This is a genomic window from Candidatus Thiosymbion oneisti, from assembly GCF_004359955.1.
In the GTDB taxonomy this organism is placed as follows: domain Bacteria; phylum Pseudomonadota; class Gammaproteobacteria; order Chromatiales; family Chromatiaceae; genus Thiosymbion; species Thiosymbion oneisti.
The window spans coordinates 12,068-37,090 of record NZ_SMSC01000003.1 but is presented as its reverse complement, the minus strand read 5'-3'; the positions used below and the strand labels follow the sequence as shown (position 1 = coordinate 37,090).

The 25,023-nt window shown below is 59.1% G+C and carries 24 protein-coding genes and 1 pseudogene; 14 read left to right on the top strand and 11 right to left on the bottom strand.

Going from position 1 to position 25,023, the window contains the following annotated elements:
• The first annotated feature begins 17 nt into the window (after positions 1 to 17).
• The 4 genes and pseudogenes from E1958_RS02105 (at position 18) to E1958_RS02095 (ending at position 2,725) form a co-directional block, all read left to right on the top strand.
• Entirely contained in the window at positions 18 to 1,451 is a 1,434-nt protein-coding gene (locus E1958_RS02105; protein WP_133510398.1) for an AAA family ATPase, read from the top strand.
• A gap of 504 nt (positions 1,452 to 1,955) precedes the next feature.
• Complete coding sequence (locus E1958_RS21590) at positions 1,956 to 2,078, top strand: hypothetical protein (protein ID WP_279512406.1); 123 nt, start codon at positions 1,956 to 1,958, stop codon at positions 2,076 to 2,078.
• A gap of 54 nt (positions 2,079 to 2,132) precedes the next feature.
• Positions 2,133 to 2,402 (top strand): annotated as a pseudogene (locus E1958_RS21840) (helix-turn-helix domain-containing protein); the annotation flags it as partial.
• Between the two features lie 35 nt (positions 2,403 to 2,437).
• The gene (locus E1958_RS02095) at positions 2,438 to 2,725 is read left to right on the top strand and encodes a hypothetical protein (protein ID WP_133510397.1); all 288 of its coding nucleotides are present in this window, start codon (positions 2,438 to 2,440) and stop codon (positions 2,723 to 2,725) included.
• Positions 2,726 to 4,329: 1,604 nt separating this feature from the next.
• Here the strand turns inward: E1958_RS02095 and E1958_RS21835 are convergent.
• From E1958_RS21835 to E1958_RS21825, 3 genes are read right to left on the bottom strand one after another with little or no spacing between them, the layout of a single operon-like run.
• The gene (locus tag E1958_RS21835; protein WP_424945062.1) at positions 4,330 to 4,704 is read right to left on the bottom strand and encodes an aminomethyltransferase beta-barrel domain-containing protein; all 375 of its coding nucleotides are present in this window, start codon (positions 4,702 to 4,704) and stop codon (positions 4,330 to 4,332) included.
• Between the two features lie 20 nt (positions 4,705 to 4,724).
• Positions 4,725 to 4,901 carry a hypothetical protein gene (locus tag E1958_RS21830; RefSeq protein ID WP_424945064.1) on the bottom strand — a complete coding sequence of 59 codons (177 nt, stop codon included), beginning with the start codon at positions 4,899 to 4,901 and terminating at the stop codon, positions 4,725 to 4,727.
• A 44-nt stretch (positions 4,902 to 4,945) separates the two neighbouring features.
• Entirely contained in the window at positions 4,946 to 5,389 is a 444-nt protein-coding gene (locus E1958_RS21825) for a hypothetical protein (protein ID WP_424945061.1), read from the bottom strand.
• A gap of 891 nt (positions 5,390 to 6,280) precedes the next feature.
• Between E1958_RS21825 and E1958_RS02075 the strand changes: the two genes are divergently transcribed.
• From E1958_RS02075 to E1958_RS02060, 5 genes are all read left to right on the top strand, one after another.
• Complete coding sequence (locus E1958_RS02075) at positions 6,281 to 6,745, top strand: PIN domain-containing protein (protein ID WP_089726937.1); 465 nt, start codon at positions 6,281 to 6,283, stop codon at positions 6,743 to 6,745.
• On the top strand, positions 6,742 to 6,960 hold the full coding sequence (locus tag E1958_RS02070; RefSeq protein WP_133510396.1) for a hypothetical protein: 219 nt from the start codon (positions 6,742 to 6,744) through the stop codon (positions 6,958 to 6,960). Before E1958_RS02075 ends, E1958_RS02070 begins: the two co-directional genes overlap by 4 nt.
• A gap of 471 nt (positions 6,961 to 7,431) precedes the next feature.
• Positions 7,432 to 7,575, top strand: a complete 144-nt coding sequence (locus E1958_RS20040) for a hypothetical protein (protein ID WP_165741509.1) — start codon at positions 7,432 to 7,434, stop codon at positions 7,573 to 7,575.
• Positions 7,576 to 8,111: 536 nt separating this feature from the next.
• A complete protein-coding gene (locus tag E1958_RS02065) occupies positions 8,112 to 8,360 on the top strand; it encodes a hypothetical protein (RefSeq protein ID WP_133510395.1) in 249 nt (82 codons plus the stop codon).
• A 417-nt stretch (positions 8,361 to 8,777) separates the two neighbouring features.
• The gene (locus tag E1958_RS02060) at positions 8,778 to 10,568 is read left to right on the top strand and encodes a tetratricopeptide repeat protein (RefSeq protein ID WP_133510394.1); all 1,791 of its coding nucleotides are present in this window, start codon (positions 8,778 to 8,780) and stop codon (positions 10,566 to 10,568) included.
• A gap of 226 nt (positions 10,569 to 10,794) precedes the next feature.
• Here the strand turns inward: E1958_RS02060 and E1958_RS02055 are convergent, their stop codons facing one another.
• Complete coding sequence (locus E1958_RS02055; protein WP_133510393.1) at positions 10,795 to 11,319, bottom strand: hypothetical protein; 525 nt, start codon at positions 11,317 to 11,319, stop codon at positions 10,795 to 10,797.
• A 442-nt stretch (positions 11,320 to 11,761) separates the two neighbouring features.
• On the opposite strand from E1958_RS02055, the gene E1958_RS02050 reads away from it, so the two are divergent.
• From E1958_RS02050 to E1958_RS02040, 4 genes are all read left to right on the top strand, one after another.
• The gene (locus tag E1958_RS02050) at positions 11,762 to 12,016 is read left to right on the top strand and encodes a hypothetical protein (RefSeq protein WP_089726944.1); all 255 of its coding nucleotides are present in this window, start codon (positions 11,762 to 11,764) and stop codon (positions 12,014 to 12,016) included.
• 148 nt (positions 12,017 to 12,164) lie between these two features.
• Positions 12,165 to 12,503 carry a hypothetical protein gene (locus E1958_RS02045; RefSeq protein ID WP_133510392.1) on the top strand — a complete coding sequence of 113 codons (339 nt, stop codon included), beginning with the start codon at positions 12,165 to 12,167 and terminating at the stop codon, positions 12,501 to 12,503.
• 147 nt (positions 12,504 to 12,650) lie between these two features.
• Complete coding sequence (locus tag E1958_RS20035) at positions 12,651 to 12,803, top strand: hypothetical protein (RefSeq protein ID WP_165741514.1); 153 nt, start codon at positions 12,651 to 12,653, stop codon at positions 12,801 to 12,803.
• Positions 12,804 to 12,876: 73 nt separating this feature from the next.
• On the top strand, positions 12,877 to 13,932 hold the full coding sequence (locus E1958_RS02040; protein WP_133510391.1) for an NAD-dependent epimerase/dehydratase family protein: 1,056 nt from the start codon (positions 12,877 to 12,879) through the stop codon (positions 13,930 to 13,932).
• Positions 13,933 to 14,327: 395 nt separating this feature from the next.
• Here E1958_RS02040 and E1958_RS02035 read toward each other — a convergent pair whose 3' ends face one another.
• From E1958_RS02035 to E1958_RS02025, 3 genes are all read right to left on the bottom strand, one after another.
• Positions 14,328 to 15,611, bottom strand: coding sequence for a chloride channel protein (locus E1958_RS02035; RefSeq protein WP_208108560.1), 1,284 nt, complete (start codon positions 15,609 to 15,611; stop codon positions 14,328 to 14,330).
• Positions 15,612 to 16,003: 392 nt separating this feature from the next.
• Positions 16,004 to 17,728: a dihydrolipoyl dehydrogenase gene (lpdA, locus tag E1958_RS02030; protein WP_133510390.1), complete on the bottom strand. Its 1,725-nt coding sequence runs from the start codon at positions 17,726 to 17,728 to the stop codon at positions 16,004 to 16,006.
• 137 nt (positions 17,729 to 17,865) lie between these two features.
• Positions 17,866 to 18,351, bottom strand: coding sequence for a Uma2 family endonuclease (locus E1958_RS02025; RefSeq protein WP_133510389.1), 486 nt, complete (start codon positions 18,349 to 18,351; stop codon positions 17,866 to 17,868).
• 331 nt (positions 18,352 to 18,682) lie between these two features.
• On the opposite strand from E1958_RS02025, the gene rpiA reads away from it, so the two are divergent.
• Entirely contained in the window at positions 18,683 to 19,339 is a 657-nt protein-coding gene (gene rpiA, locus E1958_RS02020; protein WP_133510388.1) for a ribose-5-phosphate isomerase RpiA, read from the top strand.
• A 215-nt stretch (positions 19,340 to 19,554) separates the two neighbouring features.
• On the opposite strand, the gene E1958_RS02015 is transcribed toward rpiA, so the two are convergent.
• The 4 genes from E1958_RS02015 to E1958_RS02000 all read right to left on the bottom strand — a co-directional run bounded on the left by E1958_RS02015 (position 19,555) and on the right by E1958_RS02000 (position 24,798).
• Entirely contained in the window at positions 19,555 to 19,935 is a 381-nt protein-coding gene (locus E1958_RS02015; protein WP_133510387.1) for a hypothetical protein, read from the bottom strand.
• Positions 19,936 to 20,000: 65 nt separating this feature from the next.
• A complete protein-coding gene (locus tag E1958_RS02010; protein WP_133510386.1) occupies positions 20,001 to 21,467 on the bottom strand; it encodes a glycogen synthase in 1,467 nt (488 codons plus the stop codon).
• 2 nt (positions 21,468 to 21,469) lie between these two features.
• Positions 21,470 to 23,116 (bottom strand): glycoside hydrolase family 57 protein, encoded by a 1,647-nt coding sequence (locus E1958_RS02005; RefSeq protein ID WP_133510385.1) that lies wholly within the window; start codon positions 23,114 to 23,116, stop codon positions 21,470 to 21,472.
• Entirely contained in the window at positions 23,089 to 24,798 is a 1,710-nt protein-coding gene (locus tag E1958_RS02000; RefSeq protein WP_133510384.1) for a hypothetical protein, read from the bottom strand. The genes E1958_RS02005 and E1958_RS02000 overlap by 28 nt, the downstream gene beginning before the upstream one ends.
• Positions 24,799 to 25,023: the final 225 nt, after the last annotated feature.

The window sequence follows — 25,023 nt, the reverse complement described above, 5'->3', positions numbered from 1 at the left end:
AATGAAGGGGACTGTAAATGAAGCCCAATACCAATCCACAACCTTCTTCGCTATCTTTGAAGACGGACGATATTGCGCCCGCGATTGAAGATGCTCAATTGTTGCTTCAACATGTCGCCGAGAAGGGTATTGCACTTGATGAACATGACATCTCAGTCTTGGTCGAAGCGAAGTTTTCATACCGAGAAGGCACATTGAGCGCAGAGCGGGAGCAGTTATTTTGGCGATCCCTTACGAATGTGACACGTGCCATAAAACCCGTGACAATCCAATCCCTGAGAGCGATACATCAATCCCCTAAAAGAAAGAAGTACATGGAGGGAAATATTGATAAAGTTGCGTCACACTATAGAGGTGTTGCCGTTTTGTCAGTCATCATCTTACTTGTCGTTCAGATCTATTTGATCATCGGCGTCACGGCAAAAACGAAATCGAGAGAACTGTTTGAGCAAAAAGAGGAGATTAGGGCGAAAATCGCAGAAGTCAGGCATCTCAAAAAACTGACAGACCAGAACCTGGAAGATGACCACACTATCAAAGCGTTAAAAGTTCAATTCAAGGAGATTGAGCAAAAAGAAGATGCAAACTATGCGCTGCTCACAAGTTGGAATAAGATATGGTTGACTCTCCTCTTTAAGGACGAGTTTCAAGGTAAGCTTAGAGGGTATCGTGAAACAGATTACGAAACCCAATTTGCGATGCTGGAAGATGGGATTGCACAGCAGGAAATGTCCATACGGTCACAGAGTGAACATGCAGATAACGCGGCTCAAGAAACATCCGTACAATTAAAAAATGAGCCCACGGATAGCACAAAACAAGACGCAAACAACCAACGCGAACGACTTAAGACGTTAAAAGAAACATTGCGAGAAAAACAGCTCGAGCGGGAACATGATATAACACGAAATCGGTTCTTTTTGAACACCTTTTCTTCCGCATATGTGACTATCGCTCTGGAAAGATATCTACTTCCTTTGCTCTATGGTTTGTTAGGTGCAATCTTCTATGTGTTAAGGACCTTATCGCGGGAATTGGAGAGTCTTACCTATTTACCACTGACAGAAATCAATTATCGGTTACGTATTCTAACCGGGGCACTTGCGGGGTTGACCGTCAGTTGGTTCTTTACGGGAAATAATCTCAGTGCTGGCCTTTCCGGCTTTGCCGTATCATTTCTAACCGGCTACAATGTGGAGCTTCTGTTTTTTTTAATGGATAAAATGATTTCACAATTGACAAGCAAAAATTCCAGTTCGGAACCTGCCCCATCTCAATCACAACCGGCAGATAAGGGTTCCGGTCTGAAACATGTCACATCTCAATCGCAACCGGTGAGTAAGGGTTCCGGTTCGGACATGCCTCAATCACAACCGGCGAATAAGGCTTCCAGTTCGGAACGTACCCCATCTCAATCACAACCGGCAAGCAAAGACTCTCAAAAATCTTGAGTCCGGTCCCCCAAACAGCGCCGAATCATTCAGGATTGCTGACAGTCCCCACCCCGTTTCGGCTCAGAGGCTGTCTAAAAAAGGGCCGTAGGCCAGAGTAGGCGGTAGGTTGGGTTGAGGAACGAAACCCAGCTTTTAGGGGCAAGCCTGGTTTGCTGGGTCTCGTCCCTCGACCCAGCCTACCGGCTTAAAATCAATGGGTTAGTTTTTAGACAGCTTCTTAGGGGGCGTTCTCAATTAACAGATTTTCTCTCGTTCCCACGCGCCGCGTGAAACATAAACCCGCGCGCCGCAGATGTCTCAAACCGCTGCTGCATGGGCCTGATATTGCTTGTTCATGAGGGATTCGAACCAGTTGAGGCTACCACTGGTACCTGGATTTCGACCGATATTGCTGTGGACGTTTGCACCGATCCTGTTTTCGACATAGATTACGGATTCCATGGCAAACCGTGATAATATAAAGCGTGTTAGACCCTGGTAGCATCGCTTAGGAGGTACCCGATGAACAAAAAATATATTGTGCGTCTGACGGAAGAAGAACGGGCGCAGCTCAGCGAGTTGGTCAACAAAGGCCAGGCCGCAGCATACAAGATCAAGCACGCAAATGTTCTGCTCAAGATTTAACGGATTGAATGATGTGCAAACCGCAAAACCTGTTGCGAATTCGTCAATAACCTACGCCAACGCTGTGGAAGGGGCCCGGAAGCCGCACTGGAGCGCAAGAAGCAGGCTCGCCCGTCACGGGAACCGATTCTGGATGGCGAGCAAGAAGCACGTCTCATCCAGCTGGCTTGTAGTGAACCCCCAGCCGGGCGTGCGCGGTGGACATTGCGGCTGTTGGCCGCAGAGTTGGTGACCCTGGAGGTGGTGGAGTCCATCTCCGCACCAACCGTCATGCGCGCCCTTAAAAAAACCAACTCAAGCCGCATCAGCGTACCTGTTGGGTGATTCCACCGGCGCAAAACGCCGAGTTTGTTGCCTGCATGGAGGATGTGCTGGAAGTCTACCGGCGTGCGTATGACCCCAAACGCCCGGTGGTCTGTCTGGATGAGCAGCCGGTCCAGTTGATTCAGGAAACGCGCCAGCCGCTCCCCGCCGAACCGGGTCAGCCGGCGCGCTACGATCACGAGTACGAACGGGTGGGAACAGCCGTTAACTTTATGCTCACCGAACCCTTGGGCGGACGCCGTAAGGTCAGTGTACGTTCCACCAAAACGGCGCTTGATCTGGCCGAAGGTCAAGACGCTTACATAATGCACCGGCAGGAGTAGTCAATTGTGGGACAATTTAGTCTACCCGGCCTCGCTATTACAAACTATCCACCGAGCAAAGCGCGGCGGTTGACCGCTTAAGTCCACACCTTCGGTTGATACTTCGGTCAGAACGGTAACTGCGGCGACAGACTTTTAAGCACCGCTGTGCACTTCGAACTGGCGCCGGCGATTCACCACCGACCAGCGAAGCTCGACTCCACTTTTCATAAAGCGAGAAATGACTTGACGAATTATGAGCTTTTTTTGTCATAGACAGAAGTGCGGACGAATTTGGCTGAAATTTGCCCGAAACTGCGATGAACAGGCTGGAGGTTTGCTGCGTTTGGTGCGTGTGCCCATCGACCTCTTCCAGACTTTTGGCGTCTGAATTATCGCCTTGCTCGAGCACCGGCACAAACTTATTGCCCCATCTACCCGACTCGCTTTCTATGCCAGGATCTTGTTGTTTTATACTGCACGGAACAATCCGAGCGTTCCCGCCGCCGCCCTCTCCCGGAGTCGTTATTGTGAAAGCGTATAGCGTCATCGCTGATGGTTCTGCCAGCCCGACGCGTACTCAAAGAGGCGTGTTGGCCAGCAAGTAGATGTCGAGAACAGGGTTAGGAGATTTCCCCATGACAAAACAGCAAGGCTTTTCCCGACTTGAAGATCACGGGTTAGCTAACAAACGCCACGGCGGATATTCCGATGTTGGTGATTGTGCGATCAGTGGTGCTGACGTGGGGAGGCGATCAGTTTGGCGAAAGACGCGGGCTGCAGGTAATGGCCGTTCATATTTACCGCAATGGCGTCCGTCTCGCGGAAGTTATCCACAGGCGATCTCACGCCGCAACGGGCTTTCAAGCGATGCTGCAGGTGGACCAAAGGAATCTCCTGAAACCACGGGGTGAGGTCATCGCAGTGGTGTTAAAACCGCCAAAATTATATTCCTTATAGTCGATGCGTGGAGTGACATCGCCTGGTCAACCCGGGAGGCGGCAGGAAAATCCAACTTGACATGCATCTAAGTGGTTAGAGTTACTCGAGTTGATGATGGGTTGGCATTGTCACCTTGATGCGATATACTGTCAGCGCAGGATTGCCCACAGATCGTCAGGGTGGGGTATGCTGGGACTCAAAGGAATAGCGTGCCCTGTACAGGTGATCAAAGGCATGATGGCGGACAGGAAGTTGGTGTTATTGACCATGACGCTGCGAAGAAGGAGGAGTCGATAAGGCATGGGCGCTTGGAAACCAACACTGGATCACCGGCGGGCAGCGCTTTTAACCGCGAGCAGTGGGCGGACTGCGATGAATTTCGAGCACCCTTGACCGGCGATCAGACAACGCTGCATTCAGCATATAACCGCCATGATGCACCCGCGTTTCGCACCGTGAACCTTCTGGGGAGTGGAAAATCGGCTTCATTGGCGCCTCGACGTGGTGTTCCGGGAGGACGCCAGCCGCATTCGCAAAGGTCATGCACCAGCCATCATGACCGCGATCCGACACCTGTGCATGAATTTGTTTGAACGCGAGCCCTCCTCCCTGCGCCTAGCACAGAAACGACGCCGAGCCGCTTGGAATGACGAGTACCGCGCTAAGGTCGATGCGGATAGAACTTATACCTTTGCCCTGCCAGCCCTCGATGACAACCGAGGCACTCGCTGATAGAATACCGCGGCCTGGCCCGGTGTGACGGCGCGCTGGGGGCGCGCGAAGCGGACCCGACAACGGTCGTCCCCCAGCTCGATGAGCGTACAGTCTGGAACTGTAGCGACGTAGCCAACCACCAGGCGAAACGGAAGAACAGGCTCGGCGACGATCAATGCCGCCATCAGGTAGCCCTGCTCGCGGAAGGCAGCAGTGGTGTGGCCCTGGACCAGGATCGGGCGGAGTCGCGGGCCACGAACCAAGGCGCCTCGACCTGGCCCGCCAGGCCGCCGATACCCAGTCCCCGGCGCTGGCCGATGGTTATGGAATGACCTGGTGCTCATACCTGGCGGCGGGGTCTCCATCATTGGGTACGCCTTGGTAGATAGCGGGCAAGTCGGACGCCGATAAAGCAGATGCCCGTACTGTCCTTTCTCTCGGCCGTCGGCAGGCCGGCGCGGCGGGCGATCGCTCGGACCTCGTGTTTGTTCAGATTACCGAGGGGGAACAGGCAGCGGCCGAGCTGCTCCTGTCCGAGCAGATACAGGAAATAGGTTTGGTCCTTGTTCGCGTCCGCCGCGAGTCTCAGGTGCCAGCCCGCACATGGTCGCGGGCGACGCGGGCATAGTGACCGGTGGCGATGCGCTCGGCGCCCAGATCCAGGGCGTGATCCAGAAAGGCGCGGAACTTGATCTCCCGATTGCACAGGATATCCGGATTCGGCGTGCGGGCGGCACGGTACTCGGTGAGGAAACGGGAGAACACCCGGTCCCAATACTCGGTCGAGAAGTTGACCCGGTGCAGATGGATGCCGAGCAGCGCGGCGGTTTTAGCGGCATCCTCCAGGTCTGCGGCGGCGGCGCAATAATCGGCGGTATCGTCCTCTTCCCAGTTCTTCATGAACAGACCCTCCACCCGATACCCCTGCTCCAGCAGCAACAATGCGGCGACCGAGGAGTCCACGCCACCCGACAGCCCGACCATGACAGTGGGCCGGTGGGCAATCGGGGCTTGGACATCCTGGGGCATAAGGTTCGGATCCTGATTCACGGTGGTCGAGCTGATACCTGCTTGGCACACAGGCGGTGATCTGTTATCAGTTAGCATTATCTAGGGCGTGTTGACATTTGGCCCGTAGGATGGGCAAAGCGGAACCCGTCCATCCGGATGGCCTCGGGCGCTGGCAGTGTGCCGGGCTTTGTGAACCGCGGCTCCTGGTCGGAAGGCAAAAAAGGCGGAGCGTGCCCATCGAATAGCGATGGGCACGCTGCGCTGTGTACCCCCCTTCAGGCAGTCGCGGTTTGGATACCTCCGTGGAGACCTGAACCTTCAAACCACCCTGATATGGAGCCTTATCTTGCAGAACGTGTCTAAAACTAACACATTGATTTTCGGCTGGCTCCCCAGGCTCCAGCGTGGGAGCAGATCCCGACGCTCCAGCGTCGATTAAACGCCTCGGTAGGCTAACCGCCAACGCCGATCAGCACCGAGGAGCTGCGTCCGCTGGAGCGGACAAGATAGCGTTCCCACGCTGGAGAGACTGTGAAAGTATTCCTGGATTTTCAGATCCAAAGGGACAGGACGACACAATTTCCCTAAATTGAGCACAAAATCTTCCTTCTTATCCCATGTGGTATAGGATTTAGCGTGGAATATGGCGGTCTCACCCCGCCACTTCCGGGGGAAACGAATACTTTCACACTGAAGAAAAGGACACCCATTTTATTTCCCCTATATCACCGACGAAGAGGACATGGCGAATCTCTTTCTCGCCCTCTAGTCCTTGCGCAGCCGTTCATGGTTTCCGAAGTCCGTGCGTGATATTCGTGCCTTCCGCATTGAGCAGTGGTCGGACTTCACCGCAGTGGTCAAAAGCTGATACAGCGGATTTGACATCTATACCAGAATATAACGTAAAAGATATACATCGAAACGAGTGTTGTTAGCTATCTGGTGGCTCGACCATCGAGAAATATAGTTGTCGCAGCTCACCAAGCTTCTACATCGGATTTTTGGAGTTATCTTGGTGATTACGTCGTGTTTGTTTCAGATATTGTTATCCAAGAAGCATCAAAAGGAGATGAATCGCAAGCAAAGCTTCGGTTACAGAGAATACAAGCATTTCAAGTGCTTGAGATTGATGATGAAATAAAGGAGCTTGCACGAAAATTTCTTCTGGGCGAAGTAATCCCGAAGAAATGTCCAGAGGGTGCACTTCATATAGCGGTCGCCGCATCTAACGGGATGGATGTTATTGTTACCTGGAACTTCAAACATATAAACAACCCTTCTGTTCGAAAGAAGGTGAGGGAAATCGTAGAAGCTCATGGGTGGGCATGCCCGGAAATTTGTTCTCCAGAAGAGTTCCTGGGAGATAATGTATGAACGATCCAATTATTGAAGAAGTCCGCCGTATCCGAGACGAGCACTCGAAGAGATTTGACTACGATCTTGATGCCATATGCGATGACTATAAAACACATCAAGTACAAGCAGGGGGTGGCTGGTACGATTCCACCCAAAAATGGCAGCTAGCACTTCGCTCCACCGGACCGCTGTTCCGCTGTCGCTCCGCAGCGACCGGTGAGATTGGTCGTTAGCCGCCAGAAGTTTTGAGTGCCGGCAATGTGGTGCAAGGCAGAGAAGTCGGTAGCCTGCGGGAAAGGCCGTTTGGGCATTGTGTGGTTCAGCCGGCGCGTCCATTCAAGTTCCATGCAGTCTTCGAACGAAGGTAGTCCCGGTCACGTATGGCGCGCTGACTGGAACCACGCTTCATAGTTTGGAAGGGTGGCTAATGTGGTCTGTCCCTGATGTATCCCCACATTATTTCCATATAAGACAACAAATTGTAGCCGGATTTGATGGGCACGCCCCGCTTTGCCCATCCTACGCTTTGCGTCCTTTGTCCCTTTGCCCAGCCTGCGGGATGGGCAACCGTAGGATGGGCAAAGCAAGCGCCCATCGAGAGGGTCCCAGGGTTGGGCCGTCCCCCGGAGGTTTCCGAACCGCGACTGCTTGATCGGATGCACCAGGCGTAGCGTGCCCATCGACCTTCCCGGAAGAGCTGACGGATGCGGCTATACTCGCGGCTGTTCCTCGCATGGCTGTTGGTAGGGCCGGCAAGCTGCCGCGAGGTGCTCAATGAGCTGGTCGGCAGGATCGGGCCGCCCGATCAGTGGGTCGCAAACGAGCATGATGTCCTCCTTGCCGGCTGACGCCGAGGACGGATTTTGTGGGGATACCTCAGGGTCTGTCCCTATTTTCCCTTGTTCGATTTCGAGTTCGTAGGATGGAATTATGAGTGGGATGAGTAGAAGGCGGTAGCAAATCGCAAAAAACACGGTGTTACCTTCGAGAAGCTGGCACCGTCTTCCGAGATCCACTTGCTGCTATGGGCGCTGACCCCGACCATTCGTTTGGCGAACAACTATTTTAGACTCGATAGAGGAACAACTAAGAAATGCCCCTGTTTCTGAAAGATCGAAACAAAAAGAGATTGCGACTAAATAACCTATCAAGCTGGGAGTTGCAGGTCCCAAAATACCGTGTTTTCTACGATGTTGATCCGGAAAAGAAACATGTTGTGGGCACCTTGAAAAATAGGTGTTTTCACCAATCAGGCTATTCTAACCCGTTGATTATTCAAGCGTGCTGTTGACGAAAATCGTATTTTTCAAGGTGCCCTTGTAATCAATGCGGTTGGTTGGAAAGAACACAATAAACTTTATATTCGGAGCCAGGAGTACTGCATATGAGAACGATAGAATTAACTAGTGGCTCGCTTAACCTCGAAGACGCACTAGATCTTGCAAGCCACGACAATATCATCTTAAAGGCAACGGATGGAAGAGAGTTTGTTCTGGCAGAAATGGATAATTTTGATCGAGAGATAGAGTTGACCAGAAAAGATCAAGAGCTAATGAATCTTCTGGATCAACGATCTAAAGAAAGAGGAGTACTTACTATTCGGCAAGCTAGGCAACAGCTTGGTTTGCTGTAGATCAAGCGCTAAAAACGTCAACTACATTAAAATCAAAGCTCTGGTTAGAGTGCAGCCTGTCTGCCTGCTGCAACCTTTTTGATCCGCAGATTGCGTAGATTCTCACAGATGAAAACGAAACAATCTATGAAAATCTGCGCAATCTGCGGATCAAAAAGGGGCGAGAAATTTTTCGCCTCTACTTCACAGTCAGCAGCCATGGCTTCATTGAAGCTGAGATTCCGGCAATGCGCGGTTCGCTGCCTGCCCCATCCCTGAGGCAGTAGACAGGTGCTTACCGCATCCCACGTGAATTTCCGGGGGGAAGCCGGTAGGATGCGGTAAGGAACGAATCGCATCGATCGCAGATGCGGTTCGCGGCACTCACTGCTCATCCGGTGTGAGTTTTCGCGGACGCACTTAACCCGAGTCCAAGATATGACAAAGATCTTGCCGATCACTGCCGCCTTATCTCTGGTGCTTGCCGCCGGGGCGCGGGCCGATCTGTTTCTGAACCAGGAGCAAGAGGCCTACGCGCACTTTCAGGCCGGCGATTACGGGCAGGCCGCCGCGGGTTTCGGCGACGATTACCGGCGCGGCGTGGCCCTCTATCGGTCTGGACGCTACCAAGAGGCCGCCACTGCCTTCAGCCAAGTACAGCGCTCGGCCGCGAAAGAGGACGCCCACTACAACCTGGGCAATGCCCGCTTCCGGCTCGGCGACTTCGCAGGGGCAGCGACGGCCTACGAAGCCGTGTTGAGCACCAATCCGAACCACGAGGACGCCCACCATAACCTGGCCCTGGCCCGGGCCATGCTCGCGCGTATCGAGCAGGAGTTATACGAGAAGGCAAAGGAAGCACAGCGGAATCAAGCGGAAGAGGAGCGCCGGGGGGACGAAGGACAGGAAGGTCAGGAGCAGAAACGGCAGGAACAGGAAAAACAAGCGCAGCAAAAGCAAGAACAACAAGAGCGAAAACAGGAACAGCAGAAACAGGAACAAGAACAAAGGCAGAAGCAGCAGGGGCAGAAGCAAGAGCAGCAGAAACAAGAGCAACAACAAGGGCAAAAGCAGGAGCAGCAGAAGCAAGAGCAACAACAGGGGCAAAAGCAGGAACAGCAGAAGCAAGAGCAACAACAGGGGCAAAAGCAGGAACAGCAGAAGCAAGAGCAACAACAGGGGCAAAAACAAGAGCAGCAGAAACAAGAACAGCAACAACAGCAACAGCAGCAGGAATCCCAACAGCAAAGCGGATCGGGACAGCAATCCTCAGAGGGTGAGCCGAAAGAGGACAGCGAACCGAGCGACGGAGAGCAGACGGAGGATAGCGAGCGGGCGAAGGGCAAAGCGTCCGAGCAGGAGCAGAAAGGCAAGTCCGAACCCGAGACCACTGAGCCCCAGGAGGGTCAACAGAAGGAGCAGGAAACCGAAGGCAAAGGCAAACAAACGGAAGAACAACAGGAGGCCGAGTCCGGCCCTGAATCCGATCAGGAACAGAGGCAAGCGGAAACCCAAACGGGCGGTGAAGAACAACGCGAGTCCCAGCAACAGGAGGGCGGCCAGGAGCAGCAGAAAACCTCCGAAGAGGAAACTGGCGGCGAGCAACCGAAGGATCAGTCCGAACAGACCGGATCGAACGAAGAACGCCGGGATGAGGAAAGCAAAGGAGGGGAGGAGTCGAAGCCCGAAGACGCGGCCGCCGGTGACCAGGAACAAAAGCCCGAGCGGGAGGCCGCTGGGGGTGAGGAAAAGCAACGCCCCGAGCAAGGGAAGGGTGAGGAGCAACAGCTGGAAGTGTCCCCCAGCGAGGGTGGCGAAGAGGAAGGGCGGGGAGAGGGTCAAGGTCCGGATACAGCGCAGGAGACGCCCGGCAAGGCCGAGGAGCGCCCGGACCGGCAGCAGACAGATGACCGTGGGGCACGACCCGACCGGTCACCGCAGGACGGACTGCCGGATGTACCGCCGGAAGGAAGCGCGGCGGAGGCCGTCGATCGTTTCGATCAGCTCGGCGAGCAGCCCATGTCCGACCTGGAGCCGGATGCCCGGCAGGCCGCAGCGGCCGCGCTGGGCGGATTGCCGATACGCGGCCCCGGTCTGGCCATCATGGAACAGCGCCTACGGCAGGTGGAGGGCGATCCTTCTTTACTGATGCGCAACCAGTTCATGCTTGAGGAGATGCAGTTCATGCGCCAATCCGGCGGTCCCCTGCAAGAGAGTCGGCCTTGGTAGCGTTTTCTGTTTTAACTACGAATCACGCGAATTACGCAATTGATCCAGGAAACGCGCCTGCCTCTCCCCGCCGAACCGGGTCAGCCGGCACGCTACGATTACGAGTACGAACGCGCGATCCGGGGTCTCAAACCCACATTCGTTTACAAAGAGCCCAGATTATCTGCAAACGGCTCTAGGCCGACAATTCACACCGCTAGTACCCCGATCCGCTGATAGTCGACCCCTACCACGCGGCAATCACGCCACCGATGAACGCGCACAGCAGCGCTGCCAGAAGCAATAGCATCGTGTACATAACCCACATGGCGTGCTTTTCGGCCCGCCGCCGGTGCGCGTCACAGTGCCGGCAGGCAATGGGTCTTTCGTCCCCAACATACTTTCGCGTTTGCCCTGGGGGCATAACGAAAGGCCGCCACCATCTCCCTTCATGTCCCGCCAGCGGCCACATGCTGACCACGGCGAGCACGACGGTCAGCATCAAAAATAGCGTGCAGGTCCACATCCACCCTTCGACCTCGTGCCACATCCCAGACGAAGGACCCCCGAGGGCTTGGAGCACGAAAACCAACAAGACACCGGCAACCGCCAGGACCCAGCTGGCCCTTTGGTCGTGCTGCAATTCCGCCTGGTAGAAATGCTCCGTCTCCCGCTGGAGGTACTCGATCTCGAACGGGGTCGGGTCGCCCTCGGCACAAGAATGCCCCGTATTCTCCTGTGGGCACGAATGGTTCGTCGATTCTGTTTTCATCTTGTTTGCCTTGTGCGTCAGTTCAGCTTGCGGGAAGCCCCACCTCCACTTATTCGTCCGACGGGAGTACTCGATAGCATATTTCCATGGCAGATGTGCTAAAACTGTCCCTTGTACGGCCTATGATAGCCATGTAGGTCGGGTTAGGCGCGCTTTTTGAAGCTAGGGTCTGTTGCGACGATGGGGCGCGCCGTAACCCGACATGAGGGTGGGGGGCTATGCCATGTCGGGTTACGCCGCATCCCTGTGGCTAACCCGACCTACCCGGCTTATATCAGTCCCGGAGGAACGGTGATGTCCAACGAGAATGATGCGGATAAGAGGATGGCAGCCCTCATGAAGGAGGTGGTAAATGACCTCGGCGTGGAGGTGAACGACAATCGGGCCCTCTACCATGCGATGGTGAGGATTTGGTGTACCTTACGAGGCAACATGCCGCTCCATGACCTATCCATACAAGGTTGTACGGCGCAATCTGGAAATAGTCAAAAAAGTCAGGGGGAAAGTGGCAGAGGTGCTCTCCCGTGGCAAAGACGCCCGGCAGCAGTTGGAAAAGACGAGAAAAGAGTATCCGGGACAGGTGTGCGCCTTCCTACAAGGAATCGAAGACTACCTGAAGGAGAGGTATGGTCCGCCATCGTTGGCCGCGCCGACACCGTCGGTCCGTTTCGATGACCGGCAATACTGGGTGTTCTGACGTCCGCACGAGCGGGCAGCCTCCGCGCCGCTAGCGAGACAGAGCGACAAGCTGGAGCATTGGCTCATTCGGCACTGGATTGTGCCTGACGAGATCAACGGAATTCAGATTCAAAGGGTGCCTCTCGCGAGGAGAGCTGGGCAAAGGCTTGGCCCAGGCCCAGAAAGGCGGCGGCGTCAAGGTCTTTGTGGCCTCTTTCACCGACAGCGTAAAACCCGAGTGGTCGGAGCGCGGAGTGCTCGTAGCCACCAAACTAACCAGCAACGACGACAGATGGAACAGTGTCAAAGAAGCGCTTGCAAAAGCCGCTCGGGAAAAAGCGCGCATTGTCGTCTTTCCCGAGCTGACCCTGCCCCACACCCTTCGTATGCGGCTCTGCCGGTGGCTAGCGGACGAGCACCCCGACCACCCGTTTCTTCTCGTCCTCGCCGGATCGTTTCATGTAAAGAGGAAACAGGGTCTACAACGAAGCACAGTTGCTCGATAGAGATGGCGGCCTTGTGCTCTCGCATACGAAGCTCACCTGCTACGTTAAGGGTAAAAGGACCGAAGACATCGAGTTGGGAAACCGGCTCGATGTCTTCGACACCCCCTCGGCTCGTTCGTAGTACCCATCTGTAAGGACTTCTGCGATGTGGGCAGCCACATCAAAGACCTGTGGAACTACGTGAACGCCGACTGGTTTCTCGTGCTGGCCTTCGGGGATGCCTCCAGCATCCATGCCCACGAACACCGCGCTAGAGATTTGTGGATTCGGTCCAACAGCTTTTGTGTCATCGCCAACTAGTACCTAGTTTCGGTCGATATTGCTAGTCGCCACACTGGAGCGGGTAAGCCAAATGTGTGAGCCAGCAGATACTATGAACTTGCAACATCGGTCGAAACTATGTACTAGTACCGAGGTATCCTCTTTAAAGGCGGTTCCCACCCTCGTCACGGGGGCCACCGGGAAGGTCGGGTGTCACCTGGTGACCGCGCTCCTTGAACGGGGTGTCGACGTCGCCCTCCTGACCCGCGACCCAAAAAGCGCCCGGTCCCTATGGCGCGGGCAGCGATTGGACATTCGCAGCGCGGATCTCACCGATCCCTCCACGCTGGTCGGGCGGCTCGACGGAATCGAGCTGGTCCTTCATCTGGCGAGTTACTCGCCGCCACCGCAAGCGCCCAATCTCTATCAAGCGGCGTCCCATTGGCCCGTAACGGCGGAAGGCACCCGAAATCTGGTGGACGCGGCGCTCGCGGCAGGCGTTCGGCGGTTTGTCTACCTGAGCAGTGTCAAGGTCATGGGAGCAGCGATCGGCAAGGGGCCGGTGGACGAAGCGATGCCGCCGGCGCCGGATACCCTGTACGGACGCGCCAAATTGGCGGCGGAGCGCAGCGTCTTGGCGGCGGGCGAAACGGGCATGCAGGTCTGCGTATTACGCTCGCCGATGATCTATGGGCTGACCGGAACGGGTAACATCGCGCGTATGATCGATGCGGTGGCGCGCAACCGGTTTCCCCCTTGGCCGAAGATCCACAACCGACGCTCATCCCTTCACGTGCAGGATCTCATCGCGGCGGCGCTCCTGGCAGCCACTCATCCGCGGGCCTGGGGCCGCACCTACCTGGTGACCGATGGCGAGGGCTATTCCACCCGTTGGCTGTATGAACGGATTCGCCTCGCCCTGGGCGAGCCGGTACCCGGATGGGCGGTCCCCTATTGGGTCCTTGCGACGGCCGCTTGCGGGGCCACCTGGTTGGAGAAAGGATTCCACCGGCGTATGCCCTTCAACCATGAAGCCCTGCGCAAGCTGACGGAGGATGCCTGGTTCTCCTCGGATCGAATCCGTACCGAGCTAGGCTTTACGCCACGTCACAACCTGGAACAGGAAATACCCCGTATGGTCAGGGAATACCTCGATGGGACCCGTTGAGCGATTCTGAATGAGTTGGCGCTGTTGGGGGACCGGAGTTGGCTGGAAGCGAGGCGGGTAGGTTGGGCAAAGGCGCGCACTGCCGAGCTGGCAGTCGAGCCGACAGCCCATAGCGCGCCGTGCCCAACAGGGGATAAAAGCTCGTAGATGCCCGGTTCCGATGTAAGCGCGTAGACACTCCGCGGCGCGGAACTTCCGCGTTCCCACGCGGCACGTGGGAACGAGAAAAAACAGATGGATCGATGGGCACGCTGCGCTTGGTGCATCCTAACAAACAGCTGCGGTGCGGAAACCGTCGTGGAACGACCGAGCCCTTGAGATCAGTTTGATGGGCGCTTGCTTTGCCCATCCTACGGGCGGCGCCGGTGCCGGCGTCTTAACGCAACACGACGACGCTATCCAGACCCACTCCCACGACTGCGCAGCAGGATCTCGAAGACGGACTCGCGCCCGATTGCCAATTGGTTCGTGATGTCCGCGGTGGCAACCGCGAGCATGCCAGGCAGGATGACATTGGGATTGCCGGTGAGCTCGAGCAAAGCGATCAGGGCGGCCAAGGGCGCCCTGAGGCTCGCCCCCATCATGGCCGCCATGCCGACCGTGGCGTAAAAGGCAGGCGAGGCCGTGTCCATGGGCCCAAGCATATCGAACAGCATGCCGAATGCCGATCCCGCCGCCCCGCCGATGAACAGGGTCGGTCCGATCAATCCACCGGGGACCCGCAGCCCCACCGCCGTGCCCGTGGCCGCCAGCTTGGTCAGGGTTAGCGCGAGCACCAGGCCCAGGCCGAGACCTTCCTTGCCGGCCAGCAGCCGGTCGAGGGTAGCGTAGCTGGAGCCCATGATCTCGGGGGTCCAGAGGGCCAAGATGCCGGTTACCAGGCCCGCCAGGGTGAAGCTCAGGCGGTTGGACCAGGTACGCGTGCGCACAGCGATGGCCTCGCACCAGCTGATGAAGCCGATCGCCAGTACGCCGATCGTCAATCCGAGCAGGATCAGATTCGGCAGCTCCCAGTGATTGTTCAGATCCAGCGGGGGAACGCTGAGGATAGGGTCCGCTTGCAGCAACAGCCGACTGATGACCGCACCGACCACGGACGCCACGATGATCGGCAGAAACCGGCTGACCTCATAACGTACCCGCAGCACCTCGACCACGAAGACGACGCCCGCCAGGGGCGTATTGAAGGCGGCCGCAATGGCAGCGGCCGCGCCGCTGGCCGCAAGTATGTGGTCCTCTTCGGCGGAAACCCGCAAGCGCCGACCGAGCTGGCTGGCGCTGGCCGCGCCGATATGGACCGCTGGCCCTTCCGTGTCTACCGCGTGTCCGGTGACGATTGCGGTAACCGCACCTCCCAGCTGGGTAAACAGATTGGTCGCGGGCAGGCACGCCTTTCCGGGAGTGTGCAGGTGGTGCAGTACGTGGACGACACCCACCTCGCGGTGCTTGGCACGCAGCCTGTCGAAGATCAGCCCGAGCAGGAGTCCACCGGCCACCGGCAAGAGGAGTCGCAGCCAGGGATCGAGATCCGGATAGCCCCCGCGTGCTCCCTGCGGCAGCAAGAGGAATTGGCCGAGCGCGATGGCCGCCCTGAAGGCCAGCACGACCAGGCTCGCCATTACGCCGCTGACCACACCGAGCAGCGTCAGTCGCAGCCACATCGCCCGAGCAGATGTCACGGTCTCAGGCTATCCCACATGTTTGGTACGGGTGCTCGTAACTCCCGATAACATCGAGCCGGCAGGATCCCCACGGAAAATTGGTCCGCAAATAAACACAAATGGCCGCAAATAAACGTAAGCAGACCAGTAACCATCGATGATAGCGAACCGATTGCGACCGATTTGCGTCAATTCGCGTTCATTTGCGGCAAAAAGACATTATCGGTGCAGCTCGTGTTACTCACCGCATCATTGATGCGGTTCGCTGCGGGTGTCCATCGATGCGGTTCGCGCCCCCTAATAGTGCCATCCTGTAAGACCAACCGCGCTCACCGCATCCTACATGACTATTCTTTGTATCCTGCGCGCCCTTGTGGTTCAACTACCCCGCCAGCCAGAGCCGGCAGCGCTTACCCTTTCCGCGGCGGCATCAGGTCCGTGATCGAGCCGCGTGCCATCTCCGCGGCAAAGCAGATGGTCTCGTTGAGGGTCGGGTGGGGATGGACGGTCAGGCCGATGTCCTCGTAATCCGCCCCCATCTCCAGGGCCAGCACCGTCTCGCCGATCAGCTCTCCGGCATTGGGACCGACGATGCCGGCACCCAGGATGCGCTTGGTCTGCGGGTCGAACAGCAGCTTAGTTTTACCCTCGTCGCGCCCGACGCCGAGGGCCCGGCCACTGGCGGTCCAGGGGAAGGTGCCCTTCTCGTAAGCGATACCCTGGGCCTTAGCCGTGGTCTCCGTCAGTCCCATCCAGGCCACCTCGGGGTCCGTGTAGGCCACCGCGGGGATGGTCAGCGGATCGGAGAGGGCGGGTAGCCCGGCGATGACCTCGGCGGCTACCTTGGCCTCATGCGTTGCCTTGTGGGCCAACATGGGATTGCCCACCACGTCGCCAATGGCGAAGATGTTGGGTACGTTCGTGCGCATGTGGACATCCACGGGAATGAAGCCCTGTTCGTCCACCTTGACTCCGGCCTTCTCGGCCGCGATGAGCTTGCCGTTGGGGCGTCGGCCCACGGCCACCAAGACCCGGTCATAGGTCTGCGTCTGCGGGGCCTGTTTGCCCTCAAAGCTGACTCGGATACCGTCGGAAACCGGATTCATCGCCGTCACCTTGGTGCCCAACATGATACTGTCGTAGCGCCGCTTGATGACCTTCTCCAGGGGACGTATCAGGTCTTTGTCGCAGCCGGGGAGCAGTTGCTCCATCAGCTCCACCACCTCGATGCGGGTCCCCAGGGCCTGGTAGATGGTAGCCATCTCCAACCCGATGATACCGCCGCCGACGATGAGCATCCGCTCCGGGATATCCGCCAGCTCCAGGGCGTCGGTAGAGTCCAGGACCCGCGGATCCGCGTGGGGGAAGCCGGGGATTTTTATCGGGCTGGAGCCGCAGGCGATGATGGCCTGGTCGAAATCGATCCCGACCCGACCCTCGCGGGTATCGACGGCGATGCGCTTCGGGGCCTCGAAGCGGCCGGTGCCCTGTACCACCCGGACCTCCCGTTGCCTGGCGAGCGCCGCCAGGCCGCCGGTCAGCCTCTCGACCACCTTGTCCTTGCCCGCGCGCAGCTGCGTAAGATCGATCTCGGGGGCGCCGAAGCGCACGCCCATGGTGGCTATCTCCGCCGCCTCATTGATGATTTGGGCGGTGTGCAGCAGGGCCTTGGAGGGGATGCAGCCCACATTGAGGCAGACCCCCCCCAGGCGGTCGTAACGCTCGATCAGGACCACCTGCTTGCCCAGATCCGCGGCGCGGAAGGCAGCGGTATAGCCGCCCGGCCCGGCGCCGAGGACCACCACTTGGGTGGCAAGATGGGGCGCAGACTCCACCGGCGGTGGTGGGGCCGGCCGTTCCCGTTTCGGGGGGGATTGGGCCGCCAGGTCGTCCTGCTCCACCTCCAGGGTCAAAATCGGATCGCCTTCCGAGACCTTTGATCCGACTTCGACCTTGATCTCGGTGATTTGGCCCGCCTCCGGAGACGGAATCTCCATGGTCGCCTTGTCGCTCTCCAAGGTGATCAGAGAGGCCTCTTGCGCCACCCGATCGCCGGGGGCAACCAGTATCTCGATGACCGCCACATCCTTGAAATCGCCGATATCGGGGACCCTGACCTGGATATTCGTACTCACGTGCTGTCTCTCGTGGTTGCCGGGTAGCCGAGCCCCTGAGGAGGGTGTCCAAAAGCCCCTCTCCCGCCGGGAGAGGGGTTGGGGAGAGGGGGTCAAAGGGCGAAGATCGATGCCTTTTGCGACACCCTCCTGAGGGCTCAAGCAAAATCTATTTCGATGATGTTCGGAAATCCGGGGATCAGGCCGCTCCGGCTCAACTCCCGATGCCGGTCGAAGCAGCGGACCTTACCGTCTTGGGCGCAGGTCCAGAACTCACGCGCCCCGCGGGCGAAGTAGAGTGCTTTCTTCTCGTCCATCTCCTGCTCGGAATTGGACGGCGAAAGGACCTCGATCACGAGATCCGGCGCCTCCGGATAGGGATTGGCCCGCCGATGACGCTCAAAGAACGCCTTTTCGGCCCAGGCAACATCGGCGACCTTGACCCCAGCACTGGTGAGCACGCTGCATTCGGAGATCACGCGACCCTGGGGCCCGAGCCTGGCGAGCCATTGGACAATCAGCGCCTGAAAGAGCCCATGCTCATTGGAAGCGGGCGTCATCTCCAAATGGCCCCACTGGTTGGTCTCCACCTTGAAAGAGAGGTCGCGGAGCTGGGGATGGTCACAGATCTCCTGCCATTCCATATGAAGTTTCCGCGTCACGATCACCGGATTCACGGGCCAATTCTACACAGTAGGCTGTATCGGCGCAGCGTCTTTACCAGCTACCAGCTACCAGCTACCAGCTACCAGTCACCAGCTTCCAGCGGCTGGAAGCCGGAAGCTGGCGACTGGTAGCAGGAGGTAGGGAAAGTCGATTCCCGAAGCCCATGATATGCGCCCACCCGGCCTCGACGATGCCTTTATCGTGCAAGCGGCCAGTGGAACGAAAGCAAACGCAATTCGGGTTGGACAAGGCCGCCCGGTGCTTTGCTATGATGAGAAACGGCTCAGAACCCACACGCGGAGGATTGGAATGAACCGGGAAGAAATGAAAAAGCTGGCCGCCAAGGCCGCCCTGGAGTACGTGGACGAAGGCATCATCGGTGTCGGCACAGGCTCCACCGTGAATCACTTTATCGACTTTCTGGCCACCATCAAGGGCCGCATCCAAGGGGCCGTCTCCAGCTCCGAAGCATCGACGGCCCATCTGAAGGAGCGGGGGATCCCCGTAGTGGATCTCAACTATGCCGGGGAGCTCGAGCTCTATGTCGACGGCGCGGACGAATCGAACCCTCAGCTCCAACTGATAAAAGGCGGCGGCGGGGCCCTCACGCGCGAGAAGATCATCGCCGCAGCCAGCAGGCAGTTCGTCTGCATCGCCAGCGACGGTAAGCTGGTAGATGTGTTGGGCGCATTTCCCGTGCCGGTGGAGGTCATCCCCATGGCCCGCAGCTATGTGGCGCGGCAATTGGTCAAGCTCGGCGGCACGCCGGTCTGGCGCGAAGGGTTCGTCACCGACAACGGCAATCTGATCCTGGATGTTCAGAACTTGGAAATCATGGAGCCATCGAAGCTGGAGCAGGAAATCAACAATATCGCCGGGGTCGTAACCGTCGGTATCTTTGCCCTACGGCCGGCAGATGTGCTGATTCTGGGGACCGAGGGAGGCGCCAAGACCATTACCGCCTAGTCCGTATCTCACCGGGGATCCTTGCCCTGATGGAATGCTCGGAACCATTTAAAAATTGGCTCTTATGGATTCCAGGTAGTGGTAAAATTATAAGTGAAAAAGTAGAGCGATTCATCTTTTTGATCCCCTCTCCCGGCGGGAGAGGGGACATAGTAGCCAGTACCGTTGGTCATGTTATCACTTATACATTAGCCACTACCGGATTCCAGACTCTTCTATCCTCCCTCCCCGGCACGACCGTCGAGTCTGATGAGCACCTGTATGGGTGCAGGGACGCACCGGCAGGCGGCGAGCCGGAGCGGTCCGGCGGAAACTTTGGAGTGCGGCGGCGACCTTGTCCCGGCATTGGTAGCAACCCACGCTACCTGGTGTAACCGGGGGTGCCGGCAGGTACAGTGCAAACCCGCCGCCGCTTTGGATTTGGCGACGCCTCTATCCCCGGCCAGGCGTTGCGGCCAGGGGAAAGCGCCGTCGCCGCGGCGCGCGTGGAACCCGCTGCCCAGGTTCTCGGCAAGCGCCGCTGGTATCCCCCGTCGCTGAGGTTCGATGCGGTCGCGCCACTTTGCCGGCGCACGCCAAAGCAGTCCGGAATCCATAAAGAGCCTAAAAATTTACCACTACCCCTTGGGATTCGTTTTTATGCGCGCTCGCCCTGACCGTTTCAAGCCCTGATACCCTCGAAGATGTCCAGATACGCTTGGGCGGGCCCGGACCAGGAGTTGTCTGTGTGCATGCCGTTGAGTCGCAGCTGCCGGAAATAGGCCGGATACCGGAACCAGAGCCGGATGGCCCGCCGCAGGGCGGATTCGAGTCCTGCGGGGGTGGGGTCGTCGAACAGGAAGCCGTTGACTTCCTCGAAGGCCTGGTCCGAGTAGTTGGCATCGAAGACGCTGTCCGCCAGTCCGCCCACCCGACGCACCACCGGCACCACGCCGTACTGCATGGCGGTCATCTGGGTCAGTCCGCAGGGCTCATAGAGGCTGGGGATGACCATGATGTCCGCTCCGGCATGGATCTGGTGGGACAGTGCTTCGTCATACTCAAGGATCAGGCGGCAATCGGCGCTCCCGTCGCTGTGGCGCCTGATCTCCTGAAACAGCTCGTCGATCCAGGGTTCCGAGGCGCTCCCGAGCAGGACCGTCTGGCAGCTGTTCTCCAGGGCATAGTGGATGGTGTGACGCATCAGCTCCACGCCCTTTTGGCGATCGAGCCGGCTGACGATGGCGACGATCGGCTTGGCGGCCTCTTCCAGCCCCAGCTGCCGGCGCAGCTGTCGTTTGTCGCGGGCCTTGCCGGGCAGGTACTCCGGGCCGTAGGTCTGGACGATGTGCGGATCTGTCCGGGGATTCCAGGTGCCCTCATCGATGCCGTTGATCACCCCCCGGAGTTTGTGGCTGTGGGTATGCAGGGTCTCCTGCAACCCCATACCTTGATCCGTATGCAGGATCTCCCAGGCGTGGCGGGGGGAGACGGTGGTCACGGCATCGGCGTAGACGAGCGCGCCCTTGAGGAGATTGGCGGCGTGCGGCCGATCCCGATCGAGCAGCCGATCACTGGTCATCAGTCGGGCCGGATCCAGGCCCACGGCGCGCAGCGGGTATTCCCCCGCCACCCCTTGATGGGACAGATTGTGCAGCGTGTGGCAGACCCGCGGACGCTTGAGCCCCAGGGCCTCATAGACCTCCCAGCGCAGCACCGGCACCAGGGCGGTGTGCCAGTCGTGGCAGTGAATGATGTCCGGTTGCTTGCCGGTCTTCAGCAGAAATTCGAGGACGGCCCGGCAGAAGAAGGCGAAACGCCCCGGATCGTCCACTTCGCCGTAGATGCGTCCGCGCTGGTAGAACCCATGGTCGGAATGGGGATCGATGAAGAAGCAATGAATCCCGTCCACATATCCGGATTCGACACTGCAAGCTAGCCACTGGTCGTAGAAGGGGACCTGCAGGTCCTCGTAGGCCCGATGCAGACCCTCGATCAGGTCCGGACGCAGGCAATCGTATTTGGGTAGGATGACCTCGACTTGATGGCCCTGTTCGGCCAGCGCCCGGGACAAGCCGTGGATGGCCTCTCCGAGGCCGCCTACCTTGGCGACGGGCGCGCACTCGGCGCCGACTTGGGTGATATACATGACTATCCGCCTTGGCTAGTACAGCCGAAGTGTCTCAGATCCAGGTCCGGGAACAGGTTGTCCATCCTTTCCAGCGCGGCGAGCTGCTCGTCTCGAATCCGGCCGCCGCGCAAGGCCCCGGCTAGGAAACGGAAACGGGCAAGCTGATCGCGCAGGCGCGACTCACAATAGTCCGACCCGGCACCCCGCCCCAGGTGGAAGGTCCAGTCCGAGCTCTGAGCCAGCAACAGGGAACGGGCCGCCTGCCGCAACAGGCGGGATGCCCCATCCCGATCCGGCATCTGTTGGCGTCCGTTTACCAGGGCTGCGAGTTCTCCTGCTGCCTGGTGCAGCTGCAGATACACCCAACCCATGTCCGGACGCAACCAAGCACCATTATAGCCCTGCTCGCCCCAGCTGGAGGTCGCGGGACGAATTTCCCCCGCGGTCCCGTGCCGGTGGAGGTGCTCACCCAGGGTCACGGGTTGCATATCCCGTGCCGTGTCGAGGCAGCGGATCAGGGCGTCGATGAAGGCCGGTCCCTCGAACCACCAATGGCCGAACAATTCAGCATCGTAGGGTGCGACGATGATCGGAGGCCGAGCGGTGAAAGACAAGGACCCGAGCAGCCGACGGCGAGCCGCCACGAACCGCTGCGCGTCACGCTCGGCCTGATCCAGGGCAGCCGCAGGCTCATAGGGGGCCTTGGCATCTGTCCTACCGGTGACCCGGTGAAACTTCAGCCCGGTCGGCGCGGCCTTGACGCCCGGGGGGAGAAAGTCCGCCAGGAGGTCCGAGTCGCCCTCGTAACCGGGATCCCAGTGGTACTCGCGGTACAGCGGGTGACCGGGGTAGCCGGTGGTGGGGCACCAGAGCGCCTGCGCCGAGTCCGGATCGCGGCCGAAGACCGCAATTGCCTTGCCCGTCTCGCCTGCCGTACAGGGTGCGTAGACGCCGTGACGCGGGGGTGGCGATGCCTGTTGCAGCCCGTGGGCATCGAGGACCAGGTAGCGATAACCGGCCTGGGCGACCGCATGTTCGAGACCGGGATAATAGCCGCACTCCGGTAGCCAGAGTCCCTCCGGCGCATGGCCGAAGGTGGCTCGGAAATGATCCCGCGCTACCCGCAGCTGGGCCCGCACCGCCGTAGGCTGGCTGCGCAGCAGGGGCAGATAACCGTGGGTGGCCGCCGTGGTCATGAGCTCGACCAGGCCGCTTGCTTCGAGGGCCGCAAAGGCGGCGATGAGATCACCGCCGAGCTCGTCTAGGTAGAAGGCCCGTAGACGCTCGAGGCGCTCACCATAGAAGCAGGCGAGGGAGCGGCGGCCCGGCTCGGACCGCGGGTCCCCGGTCAGACGCCCCGCGAGCCGAGCGAGGCGGTCGAGATAATCCAGATAGCGCCCCGCCAACAGGGGATCCGCGAGCATGCAGAGCAGGGTAGGGGACAGGGAGAGGGTAAGCCGAAACCTGGACCCGCGCGCAACCGCCGCTCTGAGCAGCCCGAGCAGGGGCAGATAGACATCGGTAACGGCCTCGAACAGCCAGTGCTCCTCCAGGTGCCGAGGGTGTTCCGGGTGACGGACAAAGGGTAGGTGCGCGTGCAGCAGCAGCGCGAAATGACCGTGATGATGGCCGGGCACTGTCACCCGTGCCCGGCGGCCTCCAGCCACGCCAGCAGACCTCCGCCGACGGCAAGGGGCTCTAACGCCGAGATGTCGATTGGACGGCGAATGTAGAAGCGTCCGTCCGCGCCGACCGCGATCGGGTAGCCGAACAGATCGACCCTGGAGCCCGCAGCGGCGCGTCCCTGAACGATCAGCTCCGCGTGGATCTCCAGGTCAGGCAGCGGGGGCAAGGCCCCGCCGGACAGCACCGCACTGGACAAGGCCGCCCGGGGGTCGTAGATGGGTCCGGGCATATCCGCCGTCGCGGTGTCCAGCCCCGGCGACGACGGCAGCAAGGGTGGGGGCATATCCACCAGGTGGGCGCCGGGGGGAAGGTCGGTCGTCGGCTCCAGGTAGGGCACCGAATCCTGAGGGACACCGGGCGGGAATTCCGGTCCCCGGTCCTGCAACCATGTTTGACCCGGTGTCTCCCCCAGGGATTCGGAATACCCCGGCGGCGGCACATCATCCGGCTCCAGGTTTGGAAAGACGGGGTAGAGGGGCTCACCAACGGCCGCCAACGCCGCTTCTACGGGGACGTCGGAAGGAAACTCGGCCCTCGTCTCCGGGTGGGGAGCCGGGTCGTGAGGAATACCGGGTGAGAATTCGGGTCTCCAGTCGCGTAACCCTGCTTGGTCCGGGATCTCCTGCTCGGGCATCTCTGGGCGGGGTGCCTCCGTCAGGGGGGCAAAATGCCCTCGTGGTGCATTATCCGACTCCCCATAGGACACCAGATACGGGGGGACGCCGGGCGGGTATTCCGGTTTCCGGCTCTCTGGCTGTATTCGGCCCGGCACCTCTTTGAGGGTGTCGCAAAAGCCCCTCTCCCGCCGGGAGAGGGATTGGGGAGAGGGGGTCAAAGGGCGAAGATCAGTGCCTTTTGCGACACCCTCCTCTTTCGGGGGTGCGGAATGCCCCGGCGGCGAATCATCCGTCTCCAGGTCAAGCGCCGGATGCTCGAGGATACCGGACGGGGATTCCGGTTCCCGGTCCTGTAACCGTGCTTGGCCCGGCGTCTCCTCTGGGGGTGCAGGATGCCCCGGCGGCGGTGCATCATCCAGCTCCAGGTTGGGAAAGACAGGGTGGAGGGGCTCGCCGACAGCCGCCAACGCCGCTTCTACAGGCATGGCTTCGATCTCCTTCGGTTGCTCCGCCGTCGCAAGCGGTGCATTCCAGGCGTGCGGATTGTCCGGGACGGCTGTAGTCCGCGACGGGGGGAGCTGCCGGTCCGCCGACCGGACCCGGTTCGAGCGCGCCAGCAGCAGCCACCCCCCCGCGTCCGATTCCAGGCCAAGCTCGCAGCTATACTCAGCGCCATCTCCGGGCAGGGCAAAGCCGTCCTCGCCCGCTCCTTCCGATGCACCGGACCCCTGGGGAAGGCTCGCAACTATCTCGATGCGGTCTTCCCGATCCAGGCGGCACAGCCGCAGCACCTGGCGCAGGCCCGTCCCGTCGCCGGGAAACAAGCGGCGTGCCGCGGTGAGTGCTTCCGACGTGACATACCATTGGGCCTGGAGATACCCTGGGTCCCGGTCGTAGAGCACCAAGGCCGTCTCCTCGAGTCGGGGCGCAGCTACGCGGGAGATCTCCTTCGCCAGGGCCCGCAACGTCTGCGCATCCGACCTACTCACCTGCCCTTCCGGGAAGGCTGGAGATCCCTTTGCATCCGTGCCGAATCTTGATTTCATAACTTTGCAACCAGTCCTCTATAGCTGTTTTTAAAAAACGGACGTTCATGATGCTTGCTCCGCTATCGACATAGCTACAAGCCAATGCCATTAAGTTAAGCGTTACCGGTCAGCGAAAAAGAGGAAAAACGACGAATCACGCGAATCCGCGCGAATGCGCGAATGGATTCGCGCTGATTCGCGCGCTTCGTCGTTTTCTCTTCCGCATCCTGACCGACCACGACA

Excerpts from the sequence above, each read along its gene's own strand:
- E1958_RS02070 (WP_133510396.1), top strand. The coding sequence starts at position 6,742 with ATGAACGATCCAATTATTGAAGAAGTCCGCCGTATCCGAGACGAGCAC.
- E1958_RS02050 (WP_089726944.1), top strand. The coding sequence starts at position 11,762 with ATGACCTATCCATACAAGGTTGTACGGCGCAATCTGGAAATAGTCAAA.
- E1958_RS02095 (WP_133510397.1), top strand. The coding sequence starts at position 2,438 with ATGGAGGATGTGCTGGAAGTCTACCGGCGTGCGTATGACCCCAAACGC.
- E1958_RS02040 (WP_133510391.1), top strand. The coding sequence starts at position 12,877 with ATGAACTTGCAACATCGGTCGAAACTATGTACTAGTACCGAGGTATCC.
- E1958_RS02015 (WP_133510387.1), bottom strand. The coding sequence starts at position 19,935 with ATGGATTCCGGACTGCTTTGGCGTGCGCCGGCAAAGTGGCGCGACCGC.
- E1958_RS02025 (WP_133510389.1), bottom strand. The coding sequence starts at position 18,351 with ATGGAATGGCAGGAGATCTGTGACCATCCCCAGCTCCGCGACCTCTCT.
- E1958_RS02055 (WP_133510393.1), bottom strand. The coding sequence starts at position 11,319 with ATGAAAACAGAATCGACGAACCATTCGTGCCCACAGGAGAATACGGGG.
- E1958_RS21590 (WP_279512406.1), top strand. The coding sequence starts at position 1,956 with ATGAACAAAAAATATATTGTGCGTCTGACGGAAGAAGAACGGGCGCAG.
- E1958_RS02105 (WP_133510398.1), top strand. The coding sequence starts at position 18 with ATGAAGCCCAATACCAATCCACAACCTTCTTCGCTATCTTTGAAGACG.
- E1958_RS02010 (WP_133510386.1), bottom strand. The coding sequence starts at position 21,467 with ATGTATATCACCCAAGTCGGCGCCGAGTGCGCGCCCGTCGCCAAGGTA.
- E1958_RS02065 (WP_133510395.1), top strand. The coding sequence starts at position 8,112 with ATGAGAACGATAGAATTAACTAGTGGCTCGCTTAACCTCGAAGACGCA.
- E1958_RS02000 (WP_133510384.1), bottom strand. The coding sequence starts at position 24,798 with ATGAAATCAAGATTCGGCACGGATGCAAAGGGATCTCCAGCCTTCCCG.
- E1958_RS02060 (WP_133510394.1), top strand. The coding sequence starts at position 8,778 with ATGACAAAGATCTTGCCGATCACTGCCGCCTTATCTCTGGTGCTTGCC.
- E1958_RS20040 (WP_165741509.1), top strand. The coding sequence starts at position 7,432 with ATGCGGCTATACTCGCGGCTGTTCCTCGCATGGCTGTTGGTAGGGCCG.
- rpiA (WP_133510388.1), top strand. The coding sequence starts at position 18,683 with ATGAACCGGGAAGAAATGAAAAAGCTGGCCGCCAAGGCCGCCCTGGAG.
- E1958_RS21825 (WP_424945061.1), bottom strand. The coding sequence starts at position 5,389 with ATGCCCCAGGATGTCCAAGCCCCGATTGCCCACCGGCCCACTGTCATG.
- E1958_RS21835 (WP_424945062.1), bottom strand. The coding sequence starts at position 4,704 with ATGAGCACCAGGTCATTCCATAACCATCGGCCAGCGCCGGGGACTGGG.